The organism is Planomonospora antibiotica, from assembly GCF_014647955.1.
GTDB lineage: Bacteria > Actinomycetota > Actinomycetes > Streptosporangiales > Streptosporangiaceae > Planomonospora > Planomonospora parontospora.
Genome location: NZ_BMQE01000017.1, coordinates 20,788 through 46,174, shown reverse-complemented (window position 1 = coordinate 46,174; position 25,387 = coordinate 20,788). Strand labels below are relative to the sequence as shown.

Sequence of the window (25,387 nt, the reverse complement as noted above, 5' to 3'; positions counted from 1 at the left end):
GCATGACCTGGGAGAACCGGGGGAGCAGGGAAGAACGTGACGGCCGGTGCCCGTGGGGCACCGGCCGTCCGGAGAGCAGGATGATCAGCAGTGGGGGGAGCAGAGGCGGCGCTTCATGCCCTCCAGGAAGACCTTCCGGATCTCCAGGATGTCCTTGACGATGTAGGCGTCGCCGTTGGTCGCCTTGGCGATGGCGTCCATCTGCCGCTTGCCCTTGGGGGCGTCGGGGCCGAAGGCGATGATGAGGATGCTGACCGGCTTCTCCGGGTCGAACTCGTCCTTCAGGAGCTTCAGGAGCTCCTGGTTGCTCATCCCGCCGTCGGGGTCGTCGTTCCCGGCGCCGTCCGTCATGATGAGGATCGTGTTGATCTTGTCGCTCTTGTAGCCGTCCTTCATCATCCGGTAGGCGGCGGCGAGGGTGTCGTTGAGCCCGGTGTCACCGGTGGCCTTGGCCTGGACCCCGGCGAGCTTCTGGTTGATCAGGTTCCGGCGCAGCACGCCGTCCACGGTCTCGGTCAGCGGGCCGACCGAGACCGTCTCGCGGTAGTCCACCCCCTTGCCGGCGAGATGGGTGGAGAACTCCCACAACCCCATCTCGCTGCTGTTGGGGAACGGCTTCATGCCCTCGACGGCGATCCTGCTGATCGCCTGCATCCGGGTGAGCCCGGTGCCGGGGATCGGCAGCGCCATCGTGCCGGAGACGTCCAGGAGGGTGACCAGCCTGGTGCCGAGGTTGATCCGCGACCACGACTGGGACATGCTCGCCACGGTCTTGGGGTCGGGGGTCGGCAGGGCCTGCGGAGCCTCGGCCTGGAAGCCGTCCGCGTCGGAGATCGCCTTGCCGCCCTCGCCGTCCGGGGTGCGGAAGCCCTGGTCCTGGAGGGTCTTCTGGGCGGCGGGGGTGCCGAGCTCCTTGACGAACGCCTCGGCCGCCTTGCGGACGTCGGCGTCCCGGGCGGTGACCACCGCCGGGTAGTCCAGGTTGAAGGTGCCCTCGGCCGGATAGAGGGGGACGGCCGGGACCTCGGGCTTCTTGGTGGTGTTGAAGGCCCAGACGCCCTGTTCGGAGGAGACGCCCAGCGGGACGCGGCGGCCCTTGACGCCCAGGCTGGCCAGGAGCGAGCCCTGGTCCTTGACGGTCGAGGTGGACAGCGTCTTCATCGCGCCGACCAGCTGCTCGTCGCCGACGCCCGAGGCCGTGGCCACCCCGGCGGCGGCCAGCAGCGCGCCGAGCCCGGCGGAGTTGAGCGCGGGGTCCAGGGCGAGCACGCGGACCTTGCGGCCGGGGCCGTCCACGTTGGCCGCGTTCGTGGCGTTGATCATTCCGGTCCAGCTGGCGTCGCCGAAGCTCTTCTTCAGGTTCGGCACCACCGACCCGGAGGCCACCATGACGACGGGGGACTGGGCGACGGACACGGCGGGCTCGGGGACGGACGGGTTCTTCGCCCGGACGCCGGTCACCCAGAGGCTGGAGTCGGGGATCCACAGGTCCATCGCGCCGACCTCGCCGCCGCTCCCGCCCAGCCCGGAGGCCACGGTGGCCGAGGAGGCCTTGGCCACCTTGACGGAGGCGCACCCGCCGCCGTCCTCCTGGCCCGCCTCGTTGAAGCGCTCCGCGATCCGGGAGACCGCGGGGTGGATGTCGGGCGAGACGGTGACCCGGAGCCCGGTCGCGTCCTCCGCGCAGCCTCCGTCACGGTTGACGATCACGAAGGCGGCGACCCCGAGCAGCACGGCGAAGGCCACCGATCCCGCGAGCGGGACCAGTACCTTTCCCCGCCCGCCCCGCCGCCGCCGGGACGGCTCGCGGGGGGAGGTGTAGCCGTCGTCGAGTTCATCCGTCCGGTGGCGTCCGCCCACGATGTCCTCTTCGGTGTCGATGTCCTGAAGCCAGCGGTCACCTTATCGGGAGGTAAACCGCAATATTCACGGAACTGTACTGGGAACACTTACTACGGCAAAACACCCCTTTTGGTGTGGATATTACTTGGCGTGATGATAGAGGGACTCCCGGTGCAATCGGTCGCGTGGCGTCCGGACGAGGGCACGGACCGTCGCGGCCCGGTGCCGTCCCACGGCTTCGGCGGCGGTGGTGCCGTGTCGGCGGTTCCGGCGGCGGCGGGTGCCGTGTCGGGGGCTTCAGTGGTCGCGGAGGTGGCGGTGCGGCGGTCTCAGTGGTCGCGGAGGCGGCGGTGCGGCGGTCTCAGTGGCAGCAGGAGTGCCCGTGCCAGGTCCGCAGTCCCTCGCGCACGGCCACCGCGGCCAGGCACACGGCCATCAGCGGGTCCGCCCACCACCAGCCGGCGCCGTTCAGCACGAGCCCGGCCAGCACGCCCGCGGCGAGCAGCCCGCACATGAGGTTCTGGGTGCCCTCGCCCGCGGTGGCCGTCGAGTGCAGCCGCGCACCGAGCCGTCGTTTCGCCGCGCCCAGCAGCGGCATGCTCACCAGGCTGACCGCCGTCACCGCGATCCCGAGCGCGCTGGGCTCCGCCCGGTGTCCCGCGTCCAGGTCGTGCGCCACGTGCACCACGAGGTAGGGGGCGAGCAGCCAGAAACTGACCGCCACCGCCCTGCGCGCGCGGTCCTCGGCGTCCGCCGAGTGCATCCGGGACCCGGTGAACCGCCAGACCACGATGAGGCTGGCGAGCGCCTCCACCATGGACCAGACCCCCCAGCCGATCAGCGCGACCGAGTGGGCCCGCAGGCCCGCGGCGATGCCGAGCGCGCTCTCGGCGCCCAGCCAGACGAGGGTGACCAGGGAGAGCGTGCGCGCCCGGCGGGCGTCGCGGAGCCAGTCGCCGTCGCGCGCCGGCCGTACCGGACCGGTCGCGGTCCGTTCCGCCCTCTGCTCGGCCACGGCCTCCCTGCCTTCCTCCGGTGACGGACGACTCGTCACGGAACGCTACATCATGATGACGTTCGGTATCACCCCTGGAGAGCAGGGTCCGGCCCGTAGGATTTTCGAACGATCCGCTCGACTCCGGGGGAGACCCGTGCCGTTCACGCCCAGCCACGTCGCCGCCGTGCTGCCGTTCGTCTCCTCGGAACGAATGCGCCGGGTGCTCGATCCGTGGGCCCTGGCGCTGGGCGCGATGGTCCCCGACCTGCCGATCTTCCTGCCGTTCCTGCCGGACTACATGATCTGGCACTCCGTCGGAGGCGTCCTCACCCTCGACCTCCTCGCGGTCCTGCTGCTCCTGGCGGTCTTCCACGGCTTCCTCCGCGATCCGCTGACCGCCCTCCTGCCGCCCTCCCTGGCCGGCCGCGCCGCCGCCCTGGCCCCCGGCCGGTACGGCGTGCGGCGCGTCCCCGCAGTGGTCGCCGGAGGCGTCGCCGGAGCCTTCACCCACCTGCTGTGGGACTCCTTCACCCACTCCTACAGTTCCGCGATCTGGGGCTGGGCCTGGCTGGACGTGCGGGTCGCGGGGTTGGTCCCCGTCTTCCGCGTCCTGCAGTACGCCTCCACCGCCGCGGGCCTGGCCGTCGTGCTCCGGTGGGCGTGGCGCGGGCTCTCCCGGATGGAGTCCCGCCCGCTGCCAGGGAATCTGGTGCTCTCCCGCCGGGCGCGCCACGGCGTCCTGGGAGCCACCGCCGCCGCCACCGCGCTGGGCGGGGCGGTCTGGCCGCTGTTCTTCCCCCCGTACGGCTGGGCGGAGACGGTCACCCGGGTGGGGGCGGGAGTGGTGGTCGGCTGCTGCGTGCTGCTGCTCGGCTACGCGACGGTGTGGCGGCTCTCCTCCGGCCGGCGCCGTCCCGCGGTGCCCGCCCCGGCCCGTCCGGCCCCGGTCCGCCCCGCTGCGGCCGAGCCCTCCCGGGAGGCGTGACCGGGGGCCGTGGCAGGATTCGAAGGTGCACGACGCCCCGGATCCCCGCCTGACCGACTTCGTCCACCTGCGCGACGTCGAGCTCCGCAAGAGCCTGGAGGCCGAGCACGGCCTGTTCATCGCCGAGGGGGAGAAGGTCATCCGCCGCGCCGTGGCCGCCGGCTACCCGGTGCGCTCGGTGCTGCTGACCCGCCGCTGGGTCGGCTCCCTCGCCGACGTCCTCGACGGCCTCGGCGACCGGGTCCACGTGGTGGACGACGACGTGATGGAGGAGATCACGGGTTTTCCCGTGCACCGGGGCGCGCTCGCCTCGATGGAACGGCGGGTGCTGCCCTCCGTGGCGGAGGTCCTCGCCGGGCCGCCCCGCGGAGGCGGCCGGACCGCGGCGGCGGAGCCGGTGCGCGCGGAGGCCGCGGCGGGGGCGACGGCCCGTGCGGAGGCCGCGGCGGGGGAGTGCCGTGGCGGTGGGGCGCGTACGGCCGGGGAGCGGGGCGTCCCCGGCCGCGTCCTGGTCCTGGAGGACCTCGTGGACCACGGCAACGTCGGGGCCATCTTCCGGTGCGCCGCGGCCCTGGGCGTCGAGGCGGTGATCCTCTCGCCCCGCTGCGCCGACCCGCTCTACCGCAGGTCCGTGAAGGTCTCGATGGGCGCGGTCTTCGCGATCCCGTACGCGCGGATGGCCGACTGGTACGACGGCCTGGCGGAACTGCGCGCGGCGGGCTTCCTGACGCTGGCGCTCACCCCCGACCAGGCGGCCGTGCCCCTGGACGAGGTGGAGATGCCGGAGCGGGTGGCGCTGCTGCTGGGGTCGGAGGGCGACGGGCTCTCCTCCCGGTGGCTGCACGAGGCGGACCAGCCGGTCTGCATCCCGATGAGCCCGGCCGCGATGGGCCTGGGCGTCGACTCCCTCAACGTGGTGGCCGCCGCCGCCATCGCCTGCCACGGCCTGATGCGCCGGGACCGCCCGGCCGGTTAGCGCGCCGCCGGGTCCCGGACGGCGGGGGCGACGGCCCTCGGAGCGGTCCCGGACCGCGCCGGCAGGCGGCTCCGGACGGCTCCGGACGGTTCCGGCAGGCGGCGCCCGCTTGACGCCGTCAAAGGGATCCGCGCCGTCAAAGGACGGTGGAGTCCAGGTTCGGCAGCTCCAGCAGGCCGTCCGGCGGGGCGGGCGGCGCGGGATCGCCGCCGGACGGCGGGACGTCCGGGACCTGGGCGTCCTCGATCAGGTCCTCCGCCCAGTCCAGCAGCCGTCCGGCGGTCTGGAAACGCCGCTTGGAGCGGGTCTCCCCGAGGAGCACGCCGACCAGCCGGTGGCCGTCGCGGTCGGCGGCGAACGCCAGGCAGTAGCCGGCGGCGCCGGTGTAACCGGTCTTGACGCCCAGCACGCCGGGTGCGCCGAGCAGTTCGTTGGTGTTGGTCCACACGTGCCGGCGGTGTGCGGCGGTCCTGCGCACGACGTACCTCTCGGTGGAGGCGATGGCGGACAGCACCGGGTGACGGAGCGCGAGGTCGCTCAGCCTCGCCTGGTCGGCCGCGGTGGAGTGGCCGCCGCGCGGCCGGGGCAGCCCGTCGGCGTTGGTGTAGACGGTGTCGGCCAGCCCCAGGGAGCGGGCCGTGGCGTTCATCTTGGCGACGAACCTCTTCTGGCCCGGGCCGTAGACGCGGGCCAGCGCGTGGGTGGCGTCCGCTCCGGAGGGGAGCATCGCGCCGTGCAGCAGGTCCTTGACGGTCAGCCGCTCCCCGGCGCGCAGCGAGGCGTCGGTGGCGTCGTTCCGCCGGGCGTACGCCACGTCCCCTGCTTTGACCGTCACGAGATCGGTCAGCCGGGCCTCGCGCAGCACGACGTACGCCGTCATGATCTTGGCCAGGCTGGCGACCGGCATCCGCCGGGTCGCCTGCTTGCCGAAGCGGACCGTCCCGGTGGTCGTGTCGACCAGATAGGCGGCGCGGGCGGAGACGGCGGGTTCCGCCGGGACGGCCGGTCCGGTCAGGCCCGCCGGTCCGGTCAGGACGACGGGTCCCGCCGGTTCGGTCAGGGACGCGGGTTCCGCCGGGACGACGGGTCCCGCCGGTTCGGTCAGGGACGCGGGTTCCGCCGGGACGACGGGTCCCGCCGGTTCGGTCAGGGACGCGGGTTCCGCCAGGGCGGTGCGTCCCGCGGGCCCGGCCGAGGCGGGCGTCCCGCCGGTCGGTCCGGCCAGGGCGGGCGGCCCGGTGGGTCCGGTCAGTCCGATCACGGCGGCGCAGACGGTCAGGCGGATTCCCCCGTTAGGCATGCGAGTCATCGTGGCAGAGCGCCTCGGGGCTCCGCGGGAGCCGCGCCTCCTCGGCGCGCCGGGCGGCCTTGCGGCGGCGCCACCGGACGAGCAGGACGACCGCGGCGACCACGGCGGCGGCCACGGCGCCCGCCGCGAGAGGCGACTCCCCGGCCAGTCCCGCCCACCCCCAGATCACCGAGTACAGGCCGAAGGAGGTGACCGGCACCCAGGTCAGGCAGCCGAGCGCGCTGGCCACGACGTACCAGGGGTAGGAGACGCGCAGCACGCCCGCCACCCACGGCAGCGTGTGCCGCAGCACCGGGACCCAGAAGCAGCCGTAGACGGCGAGCGCGCCCCAGCGGCGCACCGCGTTCTCGGCCGCGCGCACGTGCTCGGGCCTGATCCTGCGCCCGACCCGGGAGGCGTACAGCCGGGGCCCGAGCGCGTGGCCGATCCAGTAGTAGGCCTGGAACGCGCCGAACAGGGCCGCCCCGCCCAGCACGACCCAGAGCCAGAGCGGCAGGCCGAAGACGGAGGCGGACGTGGGATCGGGAATGGCCGCCGAGAGGGGTCGCATCTGTGAACGTCACCGCCATGATCGTGGTGCCTGACCTTTTGGGGTCTTAGGTCAGGCTTACCTCACTTTAGACCTTGAAGGCCACTGCAAGCAGGCCGCAAGCAAGGATCAACTGCTCCGCCGTACACCTGTGGTGGAACGAAGGAGAGGTGCCTGTCATGAGCCCGCGGAGCAGCGTCGTACCGGTGGTCGCCGGCGGAACCGCGACCGTCCTGAGACTGCTGTCGGCCACGCTCGTCTTCGCCGCGCTATACGCGGGGGCGGGGTCGCTGGACGGACCGGCCCGGGCCGAGGCCGCCGGGACGGAGCGGGTGCGGACGGTGACCCTGTCGGCGCAGGCGGGGAGGTCCGCCGCGGAGCGGGCGCCGGAGCCCGGCACGGTGACCGTCGACGAGGTCCCCGCGGGCGGGCGCTGCGAGCGGGCCTACCGGGTGCGCGGCGTGATCGGCAACCCCGACCCCGAGGAGACCGTGTCGTACGGCTGGCGCCTGCAGCGCTGGAGCCCGGCGACCAGGACCTGGCGGACCTACCTCACCTCGGGCTCGGGCTTCACCGGCGCGAGCCGGACCGCCGAGTGGGAGCCCCGGATCGTCGGCAACCCCGGCCTGTACCGGGTGAAGCTCTCGGTCGACGGCGGCGCCACCCTGCGCAGCGAGAAGTTCATGGTCAGCTGCTGACCCGGCGGATCCGGACCGCCCGCCCTTGCGGAGACCCCGGGAAGCAGGACCCGGACCGCCCGTCCCTGCGGAGACCCCGGGAAGCAGGACCCGCCCGACCGCGCCGGGCGGGTTCAGCCGTTCAGGGAGCGCTGCGCCGCCTCGACCCAGCGGGGCACGCCGACCCGCTCGGCCACCTCCAGCGCCTTGGCGTAGTAGGAGCGCGCCGCGTCGGTGAAACCCAGCCGGAGCGCGAGGTCGCCGAGCGTCAGCGCGACCGGCCAGAGCGCGACCACGCCGGTGCCCGCCCCCGCGATCCGCTCGGAGAACGGCTTCAGCGTGTCGTAGGCCTCGACCATCCGCTCCCGGTCGTCGAGCAGCATGCCCGCCAGCGCCCGCCAGATCAGCGCCAGCTCGTAGAGGAAGTCCGGCCGCACCGGCGTCTTCACCGCGATGACCGCGCGCGCGTCGCGCTCGTGCCCCGCCGAGGCCAGCGCCACCGCGTAGGCGTCCAGCGTCCACTTGGCGCCGCGCTGGTGCGCCTCGGCCAGCGGCTCCACCATCTCCGCGGCCTGGCCGTTGACCAGCCGCAGGCAGAAGGTGGTGATCAGCGGCAGGTCCTGGCGGCCCTCCAGCATCCCGGCCCGGGCGGTCAGCCGCGCGGCGTCGCGGTAGGCCCGTTCCGCGCCGGGGAAGTCACCGGCGATCATCAGGCGCTGACCGGCGTACCACGCGCCGACGGCGGCCGGCGCGGGCAGGCCGTACCGCCGGGCCAGCCGCTCGGCCGCCGCGACGTGCGCGTCGGCCTCGGCGAACGCGCCCGAGGCGGCCGAGCACTCCATCAGCACCAGGTGGGCCAGGGCCTGCACCGCGACCTGCCCGCTGGCCTCGCCGACCTGGAGCAGCTCCCGCCCGATGACCTCCCGCTCGCCGACCGGCGCGATGCCGTACGACTGGCGCAGGCGCCCGCTCAGCGCGGTCGCCAGCAGCGCCGGGTCGCCGGTCCGGCGGGCCAGCTCCTCGGCCTCCAGCGAGGCCTGCTCGCCCCGGGAGGTGGCCGAGCCCTCCAGCTCCAGCGCGACCGTGGCCAGCAGGCTGGCCCGCAGCGACTGCTCGGCGGCGGGCAGCTCCACCAGTGCCCGCTCGGCGACGTCCACGATCTCCCACGCGGTCCGGGTGAAGTCGCGGGCCATGCCCTTGTGCGGTACGGCCAGCGAGGCGGCGACCCGGGCGGTGAGCTCCAGGTCGCCCAGCGGGCGGGCCGCCTCCATCGCCTCGCGCCGGTGGCGGCGGGCCGCCGCCATGTCCCCGCACAGGGCCAGCGCCCTGATCAGCCGCAACGTCAGCAGCAGCCGCTCACGGGCGGTCTCCGGGGTCTGGGTCACGCCGGAGCGGTCGAAGGCGGCGACGGCCTGCTCCCAGAGGGTGGCCGCCTCCCGGTGGGCGAAGCGGCGCTCGGCCTGCTCGGCCGCGAGCCCGGCGTAGTGCACCGCCTTGACCGCGGTCTCGGTGGTCCCGGCCGCGTCGTAGTGGTGCGCCAGCGCGGCCACGTCCCCGGGGCTCCTGCGCTCGATCACCGCGGCCACCGCGGCGTGCAGCCGGGAACGGCGCAGCCGGGAGGCGTCGGAGTAGAGCGTGTCGCGCATCAGGTCGTGGTCGAAGCGGAGCCGGCCGGGACCCGGCTCGGTGACCAGGCCCGCCAGCAGCGCGGCCTCCACGGCCTCGACCACCGCGTCCTCGTCGCCGGCCACGTCCACCAGCACGTCCACGTCGACGTCGCGGCCGATCACCGCGGCCTGCAGCAGGATCTGCTGGGCGGCGGAGGGCAGCCGGGAGATGCGCCGCCGCAGCACGTCGCGCACGCCGGACGGCACCCCGGAGATCACCTCGGCGGCCGTGGCGCGGTCGCTGACCGCCTCGGCGTCGAGCAGGCGCACGGTCTCGCGGACGAAGAAGGGGTTGCCGCGGGTCCGCTCCACGATGCTCTCGACGGCCTCCTCGTCCACCTCGCGCACGCAGGTCGCCCGGACCAGCTCCGCCACCGCCTTGGGGTCCAGCCCGGACAGGGCCACCCGGACCGGGCCGAGGCGGGCCAGCGCGGCCAGCACCTCGGCCTGCCGGTCGGTCAGCTCGCTGTCACGGCAGGTGACCACCAGCAGCACCCGGCTCCCGGCCAGCAGGCTCGGCAGCGCGCGCAGCAGCGCCAGCGTCTGGTCGTCGGCCCAGTGCAGGTCCTCCAGCGTGAGCAGGATCGGGGTGTCGCGCGCGATCGCGGCGATGTAGCCGCCCACCGCCCGGTGCAGCCGGAAGCCGCCGGACGCCTGGTCGTCGTCGGGGTCGGGGGCCGTGTCGTCCAGCAGCGGGGCGAGCAGCGGGGCGTACTCGCCGGGACCCGCCATGCCCACCAGGGTGCGCAGGATCTCCACCCAGGCCCAGCCCGGCGGGGTGGCGCTGCTGTCCGGGCAGGCACCGGAGGCGGTGCCCCAGCCGTCGGCCGACAGCCGCATGGTGAGCTGGCGGACCAGCGTGCTCTTGCCCGCGCCCGCGTCACCGCTGATCACCGCGACGGTGAAGCGGCCGGTCCTGGCCGCGGCCGTGGTCAGCCGCTCCAGCTCGGCGTCGCGGCCCACGAACGGCTCGGGCTCCAGCGGCGGCGGCTCGACCGGGGCCAGCGCGGCGGGCCGGGGCGGCCAGGTGTCGGCCGGGACCACCGGGCGCTGCCTGCCCTGCGGGACGGGCAGCTCCAGGCCGGGGTCCTGGGACAGGATGTCGGACTCCAGCTTGCGCAGCGCCGGGCCGGGGTCGATGCCCAGCTCGTCGGCGAGGATCGTGCGGGCCCGGCGCAGCGCGGCCAGCGCGTCACCCTGCCGCCCGCACCGGTACAGGCCCAGGGCGAGCAGCCGCCAGCCCTCCTCGCGCAGGGGGTGCTCGGTGGTCAGCGCCTCCAGGTCGGGCACGGCCTCCGACGGCATGCCCAGGCGCAGGCCGCTGTCGGCGTGCCGCTCGCGGGCGACCAGCCGCAGCTCGGTCAGCCGGTTCACCTCGGCCTCGGCCCACGGCTGGTCGGCGAACTCGGAATAGGGGGTGCCGCGCCACATGCCCAGGGCCTTCTCCAGCCGGACCCGGGCGGAGGCGGGGTCGTCGCCCTCCAGTTGCTCCCCGGCGGCGCGGACCAGCGACTCGAAGCGGAGCGCGTCCACCTGGTCGGGGGCCACCCGCAGCGCGTAACCGGAGGCGACGGTCACCAGCAGCCGGTTGGGGCCGCCGCGCGGCCGGCCGGGCTCCAGGACCCGGCGCAGGCGGGAGATGTAGACCTGCAGGCCCGACTGCGCGCCCTTGGCGGCGTCGTCGTCCCACAGGTCGTACAGCAGGGTGTCGACCGGGACGACTTGGCCCCGGGCGACGAGAAGCCGGGCGAGCACGGCACGCTGCCGCAGCCCGCCGAGGTCGAGCCCGTCGTCACCCCCGTTGTCACCGGAGTACGCCTCGACCGGACCGAGAACCCGGAACGCCACCATGTCAGCAGTCACGCTATGCGTGCCTTCGAATCGCGCACAAGGTTTTTCCCCATCTGGCAGGTACTGGCACCCCGGGGTGCCGGTGGGTCCTGCCGGGGCGGGGTCCGCGGGCACCCCCTAACGGCCGACCGGCTCCTCGGCGGGCGCCGCCTGGGCGCCCTCGCGTCGGCGCAGGAGCGCCCACGCGCCCAGGGCCAGACCTCCGAAGGGGATTTCGACAGTGTAGGTCCAGAACCCGAAAAGCAGTGCGGCGGCGGTCGCCGAATCGGCGGGCACCCCGAAGAAGACGAGCGCGCCGATGGTCCCGGCCTCCATGATCCCGGTCCCGCTCGGGGTGACCAGGGCGGTGGTCAGGACCCGTGACAGCGCGAAGGCGGCGATCGACTGGGCCAGGCCCGGATAGGCGCCCGTCGCGTGCAGGCAGCAGACCAGGACCAGCCACTGGAATCCGAGGAAGGAGACCATGCCCAGCGTCAGCCCGCGCCAGCGGGTCCGCACGACCGCGGAGGTGTCGGCGCGCAGCCGCTCCAGGGCGGCCGAGGCGGCGTGCTCGCCGGGGCGGACCGCCGGGGGCGCCAGCCGTACGAGGGCGTCGAGGGCGCGGCCGAGCAGGGCGGCGGCGCGGTCCCAGTAGAGCGCGGCGCCCGCGACGGAGACGAGCACCAGGATGGACAGGGCTCCGGCCCAGCCCGCCTGGACGACGGCGGGGCTGAGCGCCTTGCCGCTGGCCAGCAGCGCCAGGATGCCCACGGCGGGCAGCACGAACCGGAACAGCGTGTTCCAGATGCCGCTGGAGAGCGTGGAGACGACGACGGCGCGGGCCGGGAAGCCCCACCCCTTCGTCATGGCGAAGGTCAGCGCGACCCCGGCGGCGCCGCCGAAGGGCAGCAGGTTGCTCACCGCGCTGCCGCCCGCGTTCAGGGTCAGGGCCTGCAGGTGGGTCAGGCCGGGCAGGGAGGCGGTCAGCACGAACGTGTAGGCGAGCAGGCTGGCCAGCCAGAGGACGGCCATCAGCGCCACCGCCTGCCAGCTCAGCGCGGCGAAGCGGGCGCCGATCTCCGTCCAGGAGACTGTCTTGCCCGTCAGCGCCTGCACGATCTGCGGCAGGAAGACCACCAGCGCGGCGGCCAGGCCCAGCGACGCGACCGACAGGCCGATCTGGACCCATCTGTTCTTCATATGCCCTCCCGGAACAAGTGTGCCGGTACGGGACTCATGCTTTGGGAGGAGTTTCGAAGGGGTGCCTCAGCCTCGTGCCGGCCGCCAGATCCCGCCGTACGTACCACTCGGTGCCGAAGACCAGCCGGTACAGCGGGCCGGGCACCTTGAGCATCACGCCCAGGGTCCGGGTGTCGGCCCCGGTGGCCTGAGTGGCGTGGGCGGCCATGCTGGCGCGCTTCTGCCGGGCGAACCGGCGCACGTTCACCCGGTGGGTGATCTCCTCGCCCCGGGAGTAGGCCCGCTCGAAGGCCCGCACGTCCAGCTGCGGGTAGAACCGGCGGGCCAGCTTGAGGCCCCGCAGCAGCGGGTCGCGGTTGACCGTCGCCTCCAGCACGATCGGGGTGCCCGCGATCTGCGCGGCCCGGCCGCCCACCCGGTGCACCTGCACGTGGTCGGGGTGGCCGTAGCCGCCGGCCGGGTCGTAGGTCGTCAGCAGGTCGGCCCCCTCCTCGGTGAGGATCGCGGCCAGCCGCCGGGCCGCCTCCTCGCCGTCGGCGTCGATGAAGGCGTTCGGTGGCCGGTCCTCGGCGATCCCGCCGCCGGGGGCCAGCCCGGAGTCGCCGTAGCCGAGGTTCACCACGCGGGCGCAGCCGAGCGCGGCGGCCGATTTGTACAGCTCCGCCATCCGGGCCTCGCCGAGCGCCTCGCCGGGCGCGAGGTCGGCCTGGCCGCGCTCGCCGGAGGTCGCCACGACGAGGACCACGCGGTGGCCCTCGGCGGCGAGCATGGCCATGGTGCCCGCGGTCAGCAGGGCCTCGTCGTCGGGGTGGGCGTGGAAGAACACGGCGGTGCGGGGGGCGGACGGGCGGGTCGTGGAAGCGCGCACTCGGCCATGATCTCACGCGGGGCTACGCTGGCAGCGTGAGGATCATCCACGTCAGTGACTGCTACCTGCCGCGCCTCGGAGGGATCGAGGTGCAGGTCGCCGATCTGGTCCGGACGCAGCGCGAGGCGGGTCACGACGCCGAGGTGGTGACCGCGACCCCGGGGGAGCCCCTGCCGGGGGTGCACCGGACCGTCGCGAACCTCCCCTTCGACCTGCCGGTCCACCCCGCCGGGACGGGGCACCTGCTCCGGCTGATGGCGGCGCGGCGGCCGGACGTGGTGCACGTGCACACCGGCGCGGTCTCACCGTTCGCCTGGATGGGCGTGCGCGCCGCCGCGCGCGCCGGTCTGCCGCTGGTGGTGACCGTGCACAGCATGTGGGACCCGGTCACCCAGGGGATCTACCGGAGCCTGCGGGCGCTGTACGGCTGGCAGCGCTGGGGGCTGGTGGGCACCGCGGTGAGCGAGGCCGCGGCCCGGCCGATCCGGGCGGTGGCCGGGCCGGGCGTGCCGGTGCACGTGGTCTCCAACGGCCTGGACCTGTCCGCCTGGCGCCCGGAGGCGCCCGCCGTACGGCCCGCGCCGGAGACCGGGGCGGTGCACGTGGTCGCGGTGGGGCGGCTGGCCCCGCGCAAGCAGCCGGTCCGGCTGCTCCGGCTGCTGAAGCAGGCGCGGGCGCAGGTCCCGGCGGGGGTGCCGCTGCGGGCCACCATCGTCGGGGACGGTCCGGCGCGCGCGCAGATGGAGCGCTACCTGAGGTCCAACGGGATGACCGGCTGGGTGTCGCTGCCCGGCCGCTACAGCCGCGAGCGGATCCGGGAGCTGCTCGCCGCGGCGGACGTGTTCGTGGCCCCGGCGCCCCGAGAGTCGTTCGGGCTGGCGGCGCTGGAGGCGCGGGCGGCGGGGGTCCCGGTGGTGGCGCGGACGGAGAGCGGCGTGGCCGACTTCGTCCGCCCCGGCAAGGAGGGACTGCTCGGCGCGAGCTTCGAGGAGCTGGTGTCGGCGGTGGCCCGGCTGGCCCGCGACCGGGAGCTGCGCGAGTCGATCGCCGCGCACAACCGGGGGACCGAACCGGTCCGCAGCTCGTGGCCGGCCGTGCTGGAGGGCTTCGACCGCTGCTACGAGCAGGCCCGCGCGCTGCGGGGCTGAGCCGGGTCCCGTGAGGCTCCGTCAGGTGGCCTTGGCCGTCTTCCACTGCACGGACAGGGAGAAACTGTCGTTGCAGGGCAGGGTGAACACGGACGTCCGTCCCGCGGACCTGCCGAGGCACACCCGGATGTTCGGGAACGGGCCGGTGATGCGGGTGGTCCGGGCGAAGGCGAAACTGCTCGACGTGGGGTGGTAGACCGTCCACAGGGTCGTGGGGTCGCTACACGGCCGCAGGACGGCCGCGGCAGAGTTTCCGACGGCGTCGGCGATGCAGGTGCCGGTCAGCCGGTTCTCCAGCCGGATGACGCCCTGTGAACCGGTCCTCGGAAAGCGCTGCTTCCACTGCTGGGAGGTGCGCCCGGTCTTCGCGGGGTTCAGGTGGACGTTTCCGGTGACCTGCCCGGCGGCCGAGTGGGCGTCCATCCCGAGGAACTGTCCCTGGGCGTTCTTCACCGAGTTGAGGAGGAAGAAGAAGCCGGCGGGCAGCGCGGCGGCCGGAGCCGCCGCGGCGGGCGGCGGTACGGCCGGCAGGGCCAGAACGGCGGCCAGGACCAGTGCGGTCCTCGGACGCGGGGTGTGCTTCCTCACTGTCGTTCGCCTCCTGCCGGGGGGAGCGCGACGGTGGAGGGAGTCACCGCACATCCTACCGAGGGGCCGCCGACCGGACCTGGGCGGTGCGGCGGGCCGGGGCCGTACGGAGTCCGCGACCCGCGACAATGCGGCGACCCCCGGCCCGTGGTGGCGGGCCGGGGATCGCCGGTCGGACGTGGTCGGGCGCGGCCGCCGCGCCGTCCTGCCCCCCCCGCAGGGGGAACGGCGGCCGCATCCCGGCTGTGCCCCCTCCCCACAGGAGGCGCAGGATCCTGTTTAGGAGCAGGCCTTGGTGAGCTCGTTGCCGAACGCCTGGCTCTTCGCGCCGGCGTCCTGGAGCGCGGTGGCGAGCCCGGCGGGGTTGCCGGCGTCGACCTTGATGTTCTCCCAGATGCTGGCGTAGCCGTTGATCGCGGTGGCGAGGTCGCCGTCGGTCTTGGCGGCCAGCGCCTTGAAGTCGTCGGCGACCTTCTTGGTCGCCGCGTTGAACTTGGCGGGGTCGGCGCCCGCGGAGGTCAGGGTGGTGGTGGAGCTGCTCAGAAGGCTTTGGGCCTCGGTGCACACCTCGGCGTTGGCGGCGCCGCCGCAGGCGGCGGTCATGGAGAGGAGTGCGGCCCCCGCGGCGGCTACGGCGATGCGGCGGGAGGAGAGGAGGGAGAACATTGTTTGCCTTTCACTGCAATCTGTGACGAGTGGAACTCTAGGCACCCCTCCTTGCGGATCACTTACACGCCGCTTACACGGGTGGCTCCCGGGGCGGCCGTGGTTCCGGACGTGATCTCGGGCGTGATCCCGGCCGGGTCGCGGGTAGTGGGAGCGCATGGCCGAGACGACCGCTGGTCCCGCCGCCCCGCACTCCCTGAAGCGGGTGATCGGGCGCCGGACGCTGCTGCTCTTCGTGGTGGGCGACATCCTGGGCGCGGGGATCTACGCGCTGGTGGGGAAGGTGGCCGGGCACGCCGGCGGGGCGCTCTGGCTGCCCTTCCTGGTGGCCTTCGTGCTGGCCGCGCTGACCGCGACCGCCTACGCCGAGCTCGTCGGGAAGTACCCGAAGGCGGCCGGGGCCGCGCTCTACGCCAACCGGGCGTTCGGCATCCCGTTCGTCACGTTCCTGGTGGCCTTCGCGGTGATGATGAGCGGGGTCACCTCGGCGAGCGCGGCGGCGCGGGCCTTCGGCGGGTCCTATCTCGGTGAGTTCGTGACGCTGCCGACCGTCGTCGGCGCGTTCGGGTTCCTGGCGCTGGTGACGCTGGTGAACCTGGCGGGCATCTCCGAGTCGGTCAAGGTCAACGTGGTCCTGACGGTCATCGAGGCGTTCGGCCTGCTGGTCATCGTCGCGATCGGCGTCTACGCCCTGCTCACCGGCGAGGGCGAGCCCTCCCGGGCGCTGGAGTTCCATCCGGAGCACGGCGCCTTCATGGGCGTGCTGGGGGGCACGGCCCTGGCCTTCTACGCGCTGCTCGGCTTCGAGGACTCGGTCAACCTCGCCGAGGAGGCGAAGGATCCGGCGCGCGACTTCCCGCGGGCGCTCTTCGGCGGGCTGGCGGCCGCGACGGTGATCTACATGGCGGTCGCGTTCACCGCGACCATGCTGGTGGAGACGGAGACGCTGGTGGCCTCGACCGGCCCGCTCCTGGAGGTCGTCAGGGTCGCGGGCCTGGCCTTCCCTCCCAAGCTCTTCGCGCTGATCGCGCTGCTGGCGGTGGGGAACACCGCGCTGATCAACATGATCATGGCCTCGCGCCTGGTGTACGGCATGGCGCGCGAGGGCATCGTGCCCGGGGCCTTCGCGGTGGTCCACCCCCGGCGTGCCACTCCCTGGGTGGCCATCCTGTTCACCGTGGCCGTCGCGGCGGTGCTCGTCGCCACCGGGGACGTGGCGGGCCTGGCTGACACCACGGTGCTCCTGCTGCTGTGCGTGTTCACGATGGTGAACGTGGCGGTGCTGGTCCTGCGGAGGGACCCTGTGGCGCACGACCACTTCCGGGCGCCGAGCTGGATGCCGGCGCTGGGCGCGGTGGTCTGCCTCGTGCTGGCGCTGCCCGTCACCGGCCGCGGCGCCGACGTGTACGCCCGAGCGGGCCTGCTGCTGGGCGTCGGCGCGGTCCTGTGGCTGGTGAACCGGCTCTTCATGGGCGGTGGGGGCGGTCTCCGGCCCGGATCGGAACGGCGGTCACCGTCCTGAGCCCGGGTCAGAACGGCAGCCGCCGCCCTGAGGGCGTGCGGAGGTCGAGCGGATCGGGCCGCCGGGGCGGCCGAGGCTTCTGTGTGATTTGCTCCTTTTTCATCCCCTACTCCCTTTTGTCAGAGTAGGGAGGTTACGTCAGCCCACCGACTGTTTCGTCCATCCCTCGGGATTCTTTGTCTCGAAACGGGCGCTCTGTGAACTTCGTGCGATGGCCTCTTCGGTACGGGCGCCACTGACCCCAGGAAAAACCGACATCGACGTCGCCGACATCCATGTCGGCGACGTCGATGTCGGTGACATCGATATCGGTTAGCGTTGTCCCACGGCTTTCGTTGGACGTGAAGAGCAGTTGGCGGCCCTGCGGGAGTGGTGGGAGGAGGTGGACGCCCGGCCCGCTCTGCTCTGGGGCCGCCGCCGGGTGGGGAAGACGGCGTTGCTGCAGGAGTTCGCCGAGGGCAAGCGGGCGGTCTTCCACACGGGGGGGAACCGTGCGCCCCGCCGCGAGCTGGAGGCGCTCTCCCACCGCGTCGCCGCCAACGCGCCGTCCTCCACCCGTGACCTGGTCTCGCGTCCTTTCGGCAACTGGGATGAAGCGCTCGACCACCTCGGCCGCGAGGCGGAGGACGAGCCCCTTCTCCTGGTGCTGGACGAGTTCCCCGAGATGATCGGCCGGGCGCCCGAGCTGGAAGGCGTCCTCCGCGCCTTTCTCGACCACGCGCATGGGCGGACCAAGCTCCGGATCATCCTGTGCGGGTCGGCCGTCCGCACGATGCGTGCGATCCAGGAGTACCGCGCGCCGCTCTACGGGCGGTTCGACCTGACGATGCAGCTCCACCCGTTCCGCCCCCACGAGGCGGCGGAGATGCTGCCGGACCTGACCCCTTCGGACCGGGCACTGGTCTACGGGATCCTCGGCGGGATGCCTCTCTACCTGTCGTGGTGGCGTCAGGAGCTCTCGATCGAGGACAACATCAGGAGACTCGCCTGCCGTCCCGACGCGAAGATGATCCGTGAAGGAGACCTGGTCCTCGCCACGGAGGCGGGGCAGGGAGCGCACCTCGCCGCCGCCTTGCAGGCCATCGCCGAAGGCTGCACCAAGCACAACGAGATCGCCGACGCGATCGGCACGGACCCCACCCGCACCCTCAACGATCTGCTGACCCTCCGCTTGGTGGAGAGGATCCAGCCGGTCACCGAGTCGGCGCGGACCCGCCGGAAGGTCTACCGCATCACCGACAACTTCCTCGCCTTCTACCTGGGAACCCTCTCCCGGGTGCTGCCGGAGATCGACCGGGGTCTCGGGGAGACCGTCCTGCCGGTGCTGACGGCATCGCTGGACGACCACATGGGAGGCGTGTGGGAGGAGGCGTTCCGCGACCACCTGCGCCTGCGGGCCGCCGAGATCGGGCCCGAGGTGGTCGCGGTCGGCCCCTGGTGGCGCGGCGACGGACAGCACCAGATCGACGCGGTGGCGCTCAGCGGGAGGTCGAGAACGCCCATCCTGGTGGGCGAGGCCAAATGGGACAGGAAGGTGAACGCGGCCCGGATCAGGGCGGGTCTCGCGGCGAAGGCGACGCACCTGGCGGCGGATCCGGATGATCTGCGCTATGCGGTATGCGCCAGGGAGAGCGTCACCAACGCGGACGCCGACGTCCTGTCCGTCACGGCCGCCGACATCTTCTCCCCACCCGCGTACAGGTAGCCGCGCCCTGAGCGAGGTGGCCCGGCCCGGGGACCGAGGGCCGGTCTCGGCGGGAAGCCGCCGGACGGGTGGGCGGCGCGGTGCTCAGCGGGATGCCCGGCGCAGGACGAAATCGTCCTCGTCGTCGCCCCAGCCCACCGAGCCCACCGCCCAGAGCGTGCCGGTGCCCGGAACCCTGGCGATGCCGGTCCGTCCGACGTCGGCGGAGACGTCGTAGCGCGGCTCCTCTTCGCGGGCCCGGAGGCGGGGGCCGTACCCGGCGCTCCACCGCGTGCCGTCGAAGCGGAGCAGGAGCGCCTGGCCGGGGTGGGCCGCGTCGGTCCCGGACGCCCAGACGTCGCCGCCGTCGAACGCCGTGACGCCGTGCAGCGCGCCCCGCGCGACCGGGACCGGCGACCGCGTCCAGCGCGACCCGTCCCAGCGCAGGACCAGCGGCTCCCCCGCTCTGCGGCCGTAGACGTCCACCGGACCGGGGGCGATCTCGCCCACCGCCCACGCCTCGGACGGCGAGACCTGCCAGACGCGGCCGAGCCGCCCGCCGGGGATCGCGGGCAGTTCGGTCTCCTCCCACACGGGGGAGGAAGGGGCACCGGAGCCGAGCCAGGCCACCGGCCCGCCGTCGCGGTGGCCCACGGCCCAGACCCGGCCCGCCCGCGCGGTGATCGCGCGGACGGTCCCGTCCGCCCGGTGGGCGGTGCGGAACGTCTCGCCGTCCCACTCCACGACCACCGCTCCCGCCGGGCCGTTCGCGGCCAGCCACACCCGGTCCCCGGCCACCGCCACGTCGGCCAGGCGGTAGTCCTGCGCCACCCCGAACGGCCGCTCCCACCTCCAGGCCCGGCCGTTCCAGCGCCCGGCGACGGCGACCTCGCCGTTGCCGGCGACCCACACGTCGTCCGGTCCGCCCGCGCTCACGGCCTCCACGCGGAAGAGCCCGTGCCCGCCGTCCAGCGGGACCTCGCGCCACCGGCCCCCGTCCCACCGCACGACGGCGGGCGAGCCCTCCCGGTCCTCGGCGCTCGCCTGGTAGCCGACCGCCCACACGTCCCGCGGCCCGGCGACCGCCACGTCGACGAGCGCGGCGGCGCCCTCCAGCTCCGCCCCCGGCACGGCCCGCCACTCCGGCGCCACCACCGCGTCCCCGGGGTCCCCGGGGTCCCCGGCGGCTCCGGTGCTCCGGGCGTCCTCGGCGGGCGTCGCGCCCGCGGAGGCCGTACGGCTCGGCGCGGGGGCGGGCAGGGTCGCCGTCATCCGGTCCGGCGCGGGCGGAGAGGGCGGCGCCGTACGGCCCGCACCGCACCCCGCGACCAGGAACACTCCGACGACCGCGACCGCCACCACCCGCACGCCCACCATGCCCGGCATCTTCCCAGCGGCACCCCTCTCAGGCACCTGTCCGGCCGCCCGATCCTGCTCCTCCTGGTCGGCAGTGACCTGTCGGTGATGGAGGCCCTGCAGGAGTACGGCCGGCCGTTCTTCGGCCGGGCCGCCCATATGACGGTGAAGCCGCTCGACCTCGGCGACGTCGCGGACATGACAGGACTCGCCGCCGCCGACGCGGTGGACGCCCTGCTCATCACCGGAGGGTTCCCCGAGGTGGTCCGCTCCTGGGAACGAGGCATGGACAGGACCGCTTTCCTGCGGGCGAGTCTCGCCAACCCCCTGTCCCCCCTCCTCGCGGCGGGGGAGTTGTCCCTGCTCGGGGAGTTCCCGTCGGCGACCCATGCCCGGGCCGTGCTGGAGACCATCGGGGCCGGGGAACGCACCTTCAGCGCGATCGCCGCGAATGCGGGAGGCGCGGCGCCGTTGCCGTCCGGCACCCTGTCCCCGATTCTCGCGAACCTGATCGCCAAGCGGGTGGTGGCGGCCGACCTTCCCCTCTCCGACCGGTCCGACACGAAGAACAAGCGGTACCGGATCGCGGAGCACTGTCTCCGGTTCTGGCTCGCCTTCCTGCGACGGGCCCTCGCGGACAGCGAGCGCGGCAGGCCGGATCCGGCGCTGCGCAGGATCGAACGCTCCTGGACGGCCTGGCGGCCTGGGCATGAGGACCGGCGATCCTACGGGGACGGTGCCGGGGGAGCGGCGGGCAGGGTGAAGCGCACGGAGGTGCCCTCGCCGGGCCGGCTCGCGATCCGCACGCTCCCGCCGTGCATGCGCATGACCTTCTCCACGATGGACAGGCCGATCCCGGTGCCGCCGATCGCCTGGTACTCGGCCTGCGGAGCGCGGTAGAAGTCGTCGAAGACGTGCTCCAGCTGGTCCGGCTCGATGCCGATGCCGGTGTCGCGGACCTCCACGGCGGGGACGGGATCGCCGGTCACCGTGACGGTGACCCGCCCTCCGGACGGGGTGAACTTGATCGCGTTGTCCAGCAACTGGGCCATCACGTGCCGGATCCGCCCGGCGTCGGCCAGCACGTCCAGCCGTTCCGGGGCGTCCAGGGTGAGGGACTGGTCGCTGCCCCACGCCTTGGCGGTGGCCTCGGCGACCGCCTGACGGGCGAGTTCGGCCAGGTCGGTCGGGGCCGGATGGAAGATCGCGGTCCGGGCGTTCAGGCTGGCCATCAGGAGAAGCCCGTCGACCAGATCGAGGATGCGGTCGCCGTTGCGCTCGATCACCTGCATGAACCGCTGCTCGGTCTCCGGGTCCAGCCCGCCCTCCTGGAGCAGCTGGAGATAGCTGCGGATGGAGGTCAGCGGGGTGCGCAGCTCGTGGTTGACGGTGCGCAGGAACTGGTGCTTGAGCTCCTCCAGCTCGCGCAGCCGGGCCATGACCCGTTCGGCCTGGCGGGCGTGGTGGCGCAGTTCCAGCATGCCGACGGCGCAGAGGGCCAGGGTCTCCAGGGCCTGGAGGCGCTCCGCGGCGAGACGGCGCGGCCGGTGGTCGAACACGCACACCACGCCCAGGACGACGTCACGGCTGTTGACCATCGGCGCGCCCGCGTAGAAGCGCACGTACGGGTCCCCGGTCACGATGGGGTCGTCGCGGAAGCGCGGATCGGCCAGCGCGTCGGGCACCTCCAGCGTCTGCCGGGTGGTGGCGGTGTAGGGGCAGAAGGTCACCCGCCGGTCCATGCTGACGGAGCTGACGCCGACGTGCCCCTTGAAGTACTGCCGGTCGCGGCCGAGCAGGTTGACCAGGGCGATGGGCGCCCGGCAGATCTGGGAGGCGAGGACGGCGATGGCCTGGAAGACCGGCTCCGCGATGACCTCCAGCGCTCCCAGCTGGTCGAGCTCCCGCAACCGGGCGGCCTCGTCGTCCGGAGCCGGCGCCTGCGCCATCACGTTCCCCTCTCTCGCCGTGGCGTGTCCGGGACTTCTACCCGCTGTCATCCCGTCTAGTGGGGGCCCTGCCCGGCGCGCCGGGAAAAAGCCCAGATCAGACCGGGTCCCCTGAGGGGCCGGAGGGTGAGGGCCGCCCGTCTGAGACAACCGGGCCGGGCCGGGGGGGGGCGAGGGCCGCCCGTCTGAGACGACCGGGCCGGGCCGGGGGGCGAGGGCCGCCCGTCTGAGATCATCGGGCCGGGCGGGCGGAGGGGTCACGGTTCCACCGGTGCCGGGCGGTGACCGCGGCACCTCGCTCGGCGGCGCCCGTCCCGCCGGCTCCGGCCGCCGTCCCGCCGCCGGGTCCGGAGCCGCCGGCGCCGGACGGGTCAGGCGGAGGCGGTGCGGACGGAGGCGGGGTCGGCGAGGGCGGCGTCGACGAGGGCGGCGAGCTCCTGCGGAGACATCGAGCCGGGCGGCAGGTGCTCGCGGGCGAAGCGGCCGGCCTCGCGCTGCAGGACCTCGTTGGCCGGGGTCGGGACGCCGAGCTCGCGGCCGAGCAGCACGATCTCGCCGTTGAGGTAGTCGGTCTCGATCGAGCCGCTGGACCTGGCCAGGCTCTGCCAGGAGGAGCCGCCGCCGCGTCCGGCCCCGCCGACCGGCCGGGGCTCGACCTGGTCGCCGCGCCTGCCGCGCTCCTCCTCCATGGAGGCGTAGGCGATGCCGGCCGCGTCGAGCACGGCCCTGCCCTCGGCGAACACCCGCTCCATCACCGGGTCGCTGCCGGTCCAGTCCCCGCAGAGCGCGTCGTAGGCGTTGCCCAGGTTGCCCACCAGCTTGGCGTACTTCCACCGCATCACGTCGGGTACGGCCAGGCCGAGGAAACCGCTGGCGGACAGGTCGGCGGCGAAACGCTCCGACAGCTCGTCGGTGCCCCCCGGATAGCGGCCGACCTGGAGCAGGCCGGACTTCGGGGCGCCGTAGGCGGCCACGGTGCCGGGTTCGAGGTGGAGGGCGGGCAGCCAGACGCACATGCCGTACACCCGCGCGAAGCGCCGCAGTGCCATGCGCTCGTTGGCGACCCCGTTCTGCGCGCACACCACCGGCGCGTGCCGGGGCCAGGGCTCCAGCGCGGCGACCGTGTCCTGCGACTTGACGGCCAGGACGAGCACGTCGTCGCCGCGGAGCCGTACCGGGCCGTCGGCGACCGGGACGTCGAGCCGGTGCTCGCCCTCGGGGGTGAGCAGGCGCAGGCCGTCGCGGGCGAGCGCGTCGCGGTGCGCGCCGCGGGCGACCAGGAGCACCTCGCGGCCGGCCTGGAAGAGCCGTCCCCCGATGGTGCCGCCGACCGCTCCCGCCCCGATCACGATGTAACGCATGATCGCGATCCTGCCACACCGCTACGACCGGTCGGCCCCGGGGCCCGCCAGGCCGTGCAGGAGGAGGTCGGTGAGGGTGTCGACCACCTGGTCGTCGGTGACCTGCGGGCCCTTCTCGCCTGAGGTGAGCACCGCGTAGGCCAGCATCGAGAGCATCGCGCCCATCGCCGCGCTCACCAGGACGGGGTCGCCGGGGAGCCGGTGCCCCCGCTCCCGGAGGTACTCCAGGTGGTCGCGGAGGACGGCGGTGTCCTCGGCGAGGCTCTCCCAGGCGCGGCCGGAGCCGAGGTTCTCGGTCATCGCCGACTGGAGGAGGGCGACCGCCACCGGCAGGTGGTCGCGGAAGACCGTCCAGGCGACGGCGAGGTGGTCGCGGAGCTGCGCGCGGTCGGTCAGGTCGTGGTCGCGGGGGTGGTCGTAGGCGGCGATCTCGGCGTCGGCCTGGTCGTTCATGTCCCGCAGGAGCGACTGGAGCAGCTCCTCCTTGCCCGCGAAGTGGTCGTAGAAGGAGCCGGTGGCCCGGCCGGCGGCGGCGGTGATGTCGGTGATCTTCGTGTTCACGTATCCCCGCTCCGCGAACAGGCGGCGGGCCGCGTCCTTCAACGCGGCCTCGGTCTCGGCCGCCTTCGCCTTGCGCACTCCCACAGGTCCTCCTCGCCCCTTCTTGACCTCCGACCGTAGCAACCCGCATACTGAATCCGAATTCGGTGAATCTAAATTCAGGGAGATGTCGTGAAGGTGGTCGTGGTGGGTGCGGGGGTGGCCGGGGCGGCGAGTGCGATCGCGTTGCGGCGGGCGGGGGCCGAGGTGACGGTCATCGAGGCGTACGAGGACCCCGCGGGGGAGATCGGCTCGTACCTGAGCCTCGCCTCCAACGGGCTGCGCGCGCTCGACGCGCTGGGCTGCGCGGAGGCCGTGGCCGGGCGCGGGTTCGAGGTGCCGCGCCAGCGGATGTGGGGGGCCTCCGGGCGGCTGCTCGGCGACGTGCCCCGCGGACGCCGGTCGGGCGACCCGCGCAACAGCGTGACGCTGATGCGGGGCCATCTGGTCGAGGAGCTGCGCGCCGCGGCATCGCGTGCGGGAGCGGAGATCGTCACGGGCCGGCGGTTCGAGCCGGAGGCGGGGGGCGTCCCGGCAGGGGGCGTCCCGGCGGTGAGGACCTCGGCGGAGAGCGCCTCGGCCGGGAGTTCCTCAGCCGGGACCGCCCTGGCCGGGGGAGCCCTGGCCGGGCAGGCTCCCGTGAGCGGCTCTCCGGCGGGCGGCCCCCTCACGGAGGCGGTCCTCGAGGGGGCGGACCTGGTGGTCGGGGCGGACGGGATCTGGTCGGCCGTCCGCCGGGCGCTGGACCCGGCGGCCCCGGTGCCGCGCTACGCCGGCCTCTACGGCGTCTCCGGGGTGTCGGAGGGGGTGCCGCGGAGCGCCGCGACCGAACCGGGGACGTTCAACATGACCTTCGCCCGCAACGGGGCCTTCGTCCACATCGTCCGCCCGGACGGGACGATCTGGTGGTCGGCGCAGATCGCCGGCGCCCGGGAGCCCTCGGAGATCGGCCTGGAGCGGCTGGCCGAGCTCTACCGCTCGGAGCGGGTCCCCCTGGAGATCATGCGGGCGACGACCGGGCTCCACCGGCTCGTGCTCCAGCACGTGCTGGCCGAGGTGCCGCTCTGGCAGGACGGCCGGACGGTGCTGGTGGGCGACGCCGCGCATCCCGTGGGCGCCGGCCAGGGCGCGTCCATGGCGATCGAGGACGCCGTCGTCCTCGGCCGGGCACTGCGGGAGGAGATCCGTGCGGATCGTGGGGCTGAGGGCCGTGGGAGTGGAAGCGGTGGTGGAGCGCGTGAGGGCGCCGTGGCCGCCGCGCTGGCCCGCTACGACCGCGAGCGGCGTGCCCGCCTGACGAAGATGGCCAGGGCCGCGAGCGCCAACCGCGACGCCAAGACGGCGGGCCCGGTCGGCCGCCGGATGAACGAGCTGATCATGCCGCTGGTCCTCCGGCACTTCTACGAGAGGACGACCGGCTGGCTCTACGCCGAAGACCTCTCCCGGGCGCTGGACTGACGGTGCCCCCGGACCGGCGGGCACCGGACCCCGGGGCACTGGGGTGACGGGCCGCGCCGGGCCGGAGCCCCCTCAGAAAGGGAGCACCCGGCCGGACGGCGTCCGGAGGTCGAGCGACACCGGCTTGCGCGGCGGACGCGGGCGCTGGATGATCTGGGTCCTTTTCACGTGCCGC

20 protein-coding genes and 1 pseudogene are annotated in these 25,387 nt (G+C 74.1%); 8 read left to right on the top strand and 13 right to left on the bottom strand.

What is annotated here, in order from left to right; translation table 11 throughout:
* Positions 1-84: 84 nt before the first annotated feature.
* Together IEZ06_RS17380 and IEZ06_RS17375 are read right to left on the bottom strand one after the other, a co-directional pair.
* A complete protein-coding gene (locus IEZ06_RS17380) occupies positions 85-1,860 on the bottom strand; it encodes a substrate-binding and VWA domain-containing protein (protein ID WP_189237750.1) in 1,776 nt (591 codons plus the stop codon).
* A 343-nt stretch (positions 1,861-2,203) separates the two neighbouring features.
* Positions 2,204-2,857, bottom strand: a complete 654-nt coding sequence (locus IEZ06_RS17375) for a cation efflux transmembrane domain-containing protein (RefSeq protein ID WP_189237749.1) — start codon at positions 2,855-2,857, stop codon at positions 2,204-2,206.
* Positions 2,858-2,993: 136 nt separating this feature from the next.
* Here IEZ06_RS17375 and IEZ06_RS17370 point away from each other — a divergent pair, with 136 nt between their 5' ends.
* Together IEZ06_RS17370 and IEZ06_RS17365 are read left to right on the top strand one after the other, a co-directional pair.
* Positions 2,994-3,824: a DUF4184 family protein gene (locus IEZ06_RS17370; protein WP_189237748.1), complete on the top strand. Its 831-nt coding sequence runs from the start codon at positions 2,994-2,996 to the stop codon at positions 3,822-3,824.
* Positions 3,825-3,849: 25 nt separating this feature from the next.
* Positions 3,850-4,800: a TrmH family RNA methyltransferase gene (locus IEZ06_RS17365; RefSeq protein WP_189237747.1), complete on the top strand. Its 951-nt coding sequence runs from the start codon at positions 3,850-3,852 to the stop codon at positions 4,798-4,800.
* 136 nt (positions 4,801-4,936) lie between these two features.
* Here the strand turns inward: IEZ06_RS17365 and IEZ06_RS17360 are convergent, their stop codons facing one another.
* Both IEZ06_RS17360 and IEZ06_RS17355 read right to left on the bottom strand, forming a co-directional pair.
* Complete coding sequence (locus IEZ06_RS17360) at positions 4,937-6,100, bottom strand: D-alanyl-D-alanine carboxypeptidase family protein (RefSeq protein ID WP_189237746.1); 1,164 nt, start codon at positions 6,098-6,100, stop codon at positions 4,937-4,939.
* Complete coding sequence (locus tag IEZ06_RS17355) at positions 6,093-6,659, bottom strand: DedA family protein (protein ID WP_189237745.1); 567 nt, start codon at positions 6,657-6,659, stop codon at positions 6,093-6,095. The genes IEZ06_RS17360 and IEZ06_RS17355 overlap by 8 nt, the downstream gene beginning before the upstream one ends.
* A 158-nt stretch (positions 6,660-6,817) precedes the next feature.
* Here IEZ06_RS17355 and IEZ06_RS17350 point away from each other — a divergent pair, with 158 nt between their 5' ends.
* Positions 6,818-7,336: a hypothetical protein gene (locus tag IEZ06_RS17350; RefSeq protein ID WP_189237744.1), complete on the top strand. Its 519-nt coding sequence runs from the start codon at positions 6,818-6,820 to the stop codon at positions 7,334-7,336.
* 113 nt (positions 7,337-7,449) lie between these two features.
* On the opposite strand, the gene IEZ06_RS17345 is transcribed toward IEZ06_RS17350, so the two are convergent.
* The 3 genes from IEZ06_RS17345 to IEZ06_RS17335 form a co-directional block, all read right to left on the bottom strand.
* The gene (locus tag IEZ06_RS17345) at positions 7,450-10,845 is read right to left on the bottom strand and encodes an ATP-binding protein (RefSeq protein ID WP_229798280.1); all 3,396 of its coding nucleotides are present in this window, start codon (positions 10,843-10,845) and stop codon (positions 7,450-7,452) included.
* A 105-nt stretch (positions 10,846-10,950) separates the two neighbouring features.
* Positions 10,951-12,012, bottom strand: coding sequence for a lysylphosphatidylglycerol synthase transmembrane domain-containing protein (locus IEZ06_RS17340; RefSeq protein WP_189237743.1), 1,062 nt, complete (start codon positions 12,010-12,012; stop codon positions 10,951-10,953).
* Between the two features lie 34 nt (positions 12,013-12,046).
* Positions 12,047-12,880 (bottom strand): PIG-L deacetylase family protein, encoded by an 834-nt coding sequence (locus tag IEZ06_RS17335; RefSeq protein WP_229798279.1) that lies wholly within the window; start codon positions 12,878-12,880, stop codon positions 12,047-12,049.
* Positions 12,881-12,915: 35 nt separating this feature from the next.
* Between IEZ06_RS17335 and IEZ06_RS17330 the strand changes: the two genes are divergently transcribed.
* A complete protein-coding gene (locus tag IEZ06_RS17330; RefSeq protein ID WP_189237742.1) occupies positions 12,916-14,028 on the top strand; it encodes a glycosyltransferase family 4 protein in 1,113 nt (370 codons plus the stop codon).
* Positions 14,029-14,049: 21 nt separating this feature from the next.
* On the opposite strand, the gene IEZ06_RS17325 is transcribed toward IEZ06_RS17330, so the two are convergent.
* Together IEZ06_RS17325 and IEZ06_RS17320 are read right to left on the bottom strand one after the other, a co-directional pair.
* Positions 14,050-14,616: a ricin-type beta-trefoil lectin domain protein gene (locus IEZ06_RS17325; RefSeq protein ID WP_189237741.1), complete on the bottom strand. Its 567-nt coding sequence runs from the start codon at positions 14,614-14,616 to the stop codon at positions 14,050-14,052.
* A 279-nt stretch (positions 14,617-14,895) separates the two neighbouring features.
* Complete coding sequence (locus tag IEZ06_RS17320; RefSeq protein WP_189237740.1) at positions 14,896-15,282, bottom strand: DUF8711 family protein; 387 nt, start codon at positions 15,280-15,282, stop codon at positions 14,896-14,898.
* Between the two features lie 157 nt (positions 15,283-15,439).
* On the opposite strand from IEZ06_RS17320, the gene IEZ06_RS17315 reads away from it, so the two are divergent.
* From IEZ06_RS17315 to IEZ06_RS37200, 3 genes and pseudogenes are all read left to right on the top strand, one after another.
* A complete protein-coding gene (locus IEZ06_RS17315) occupies positions 15,440-16,804 on the top strand; it encodes an APC family permease (RefSeq protein WP_189237739.1) in 1,365 nt (454 codons plus the stop codon).
* A gap of 343 nt (positions 16,805-17,147) precedes the next feature.
* Positions 17,148-17,729 (top strand): annotated as a pseudogene (locus IEZ06_RS37205) (AAA family ATPase); the annotation flags it as partial.
* A complete protein-coding gene (locus tag IEZ06_RS37200) occupies positions 17,727-18,509 on the top strand; it encodes an ATP-binding protein (protein ID WP_308427669.1) in 783 nt (260 codons plus the stop codon). The pseudogene IEZ06_RS37205 and the gene IEZ06_RS37200, both read left to right, overlap by 3 nt.
* A gap of 84 nt (positions 18,510-18,593) precedes the next feature.
* Here IEZ06_RS37200 and IEZ06_RS17305 read toward each other — a convergent pair whose 3' ends face one another.
* From IEZ06_RS17305 to IEZ06_RS17285, 4 genes are all read right to left on the bottom strand, one after another.
* Positions 18,594-19,865 (bottom strand): hypothetical protein, encoded by a 1,272-nt coding sequence (locus IEZ06_RS17305; RefSeq protein WP_189237846.1) that lies wholly within the window; start codon positions 19,863-19,865, stop codon positions 18,594-18,596.
* Between the two features lie 704 nt (positions 19,866-20,569).
* Positions 20,570-21,793, bottom strand: coding sequence for a GAF domain-containing sensor histidine kinase (locus IEZ06_RS17295; protein ID WP_189237737.1), 1,224 nt, complete (start codon positions 21,791-21,793; stop codon positions 20,570-20,572).
* A gap of 371 nt (positions 21,794-22,164) precedes the next feature.
* Positions 22,165-23,154, bottom strand: coding sequence for a ketopantoate reductase family protein (locus IEZ06_RS17290; RefSeq protein ID WP_189237736.1), 990 nt, complete (start codon positions 23,152-23,154; stop codon positions 22,165-22,167).
* Positions 23,155-23,175: 21 nt separating this feature from the next.
* Positions 23,176-23,799 carry a TetR/AcrR family transcriptional regulator gene (locus IEZ06_RS17285; RefSeq protein ID WP_189237735.1) on the bottom strand — a complete coding sequence of 208 codons (624 nt, stop codon included), beginning with the start codon at positions 23,797-23,799 and terminating at the stop codon, positions 23,176-23,178.
* Positions 23,800-23,886: 87 nt separating this feature from the next.
* Between IEZ06_RS17285 and IEZ06_RS17280 the strand changes: the two genes are divergently transcribed.
* Positions 23,887-25,212, top strand: a complete 1,326-nt coding sequence (locus IEZ06_RS17280; protein ID WP_189237734.1) for an FAD-dependent oxidoreductase — start codon at positions 23,887-23,889, stop codon at positions 25,210-25,212.
* Positions 25,213-25,387 lie beyond the last annotated feature (175 nt).

Coding starts and splice junctions, on each gene's coding strand:
- IEZ06_RS17360 (WP_189237746.1), bottom strand. CDS start 6,100: ATGCCTAACGGGGGAATCCGCCTGACCGTCTGCGCCGCCGTGATCGGA.
- IEZ06_RS17355 (WP_189237745.1), bottom strand. CDS start 6,659: ATGCGACCCCTCTCGGCGGCCATTCCCGATCCCACGTCCGCCTCCGTC.
- IEZ06_RS17350 (WP_189237744.1), top strand. CDS start 6,818: ATGAGCCCGCGGAGCAGCGTCGTACCGGTGGTCGCCGGCGGAACCGCG.
- IEZ06_RS17340 (WP_189237743.1), bottom strand. CDS start 12,012: ATGAAGAACAGATGGGTCCAGATCGGCCTGTCGGTCGCGTCGCTGGGC.
- IEZ06_RS17320 (WP_189237740.1), bottom strand. CDS start 15,282: ATGTTCTCCCTCCTCTCCTCCCGCCGCATCGCCGTAGCCGCCGCGGGG.
- IEZ06_RS17315 (WP_189237739.1), top strand. CDS start 15,440: ATGGCCGAGACGACCGCTGGTCCCGCCGCCCCGCACTCCCTGAAGCGG.
- IEZ06_RS37200 (WP_308427669.1), top strand. CDS start 17,727: ATGCCTCTCTACCTGTCGTGGTGGCGTCAGGAGCTCTCGATCGAGGAC.
- IEZ06_RS17305 (WP_189237846.1), bottom strand. CDS start 19,865: ATGGTGGGCGTGCGGGTGGTGGCGGTCGCGGTCGTCGGAGTGTTCCTG.
- IEZ06_RS17295 (WP_189237737.1), bottom strand. CDS start 21,793: ATGGCGCAGGCGCCGGCTCCGGACGACGAGGCCGCCCGGTTGCGGGAG.
- IEZ06_RS17290 (WP_189237736.1), bottom strand. CDS start 23,154: ATGCGTTACATCGTGATCGGGGCGGGAGCGGTCGGCGGCACCATCGGG.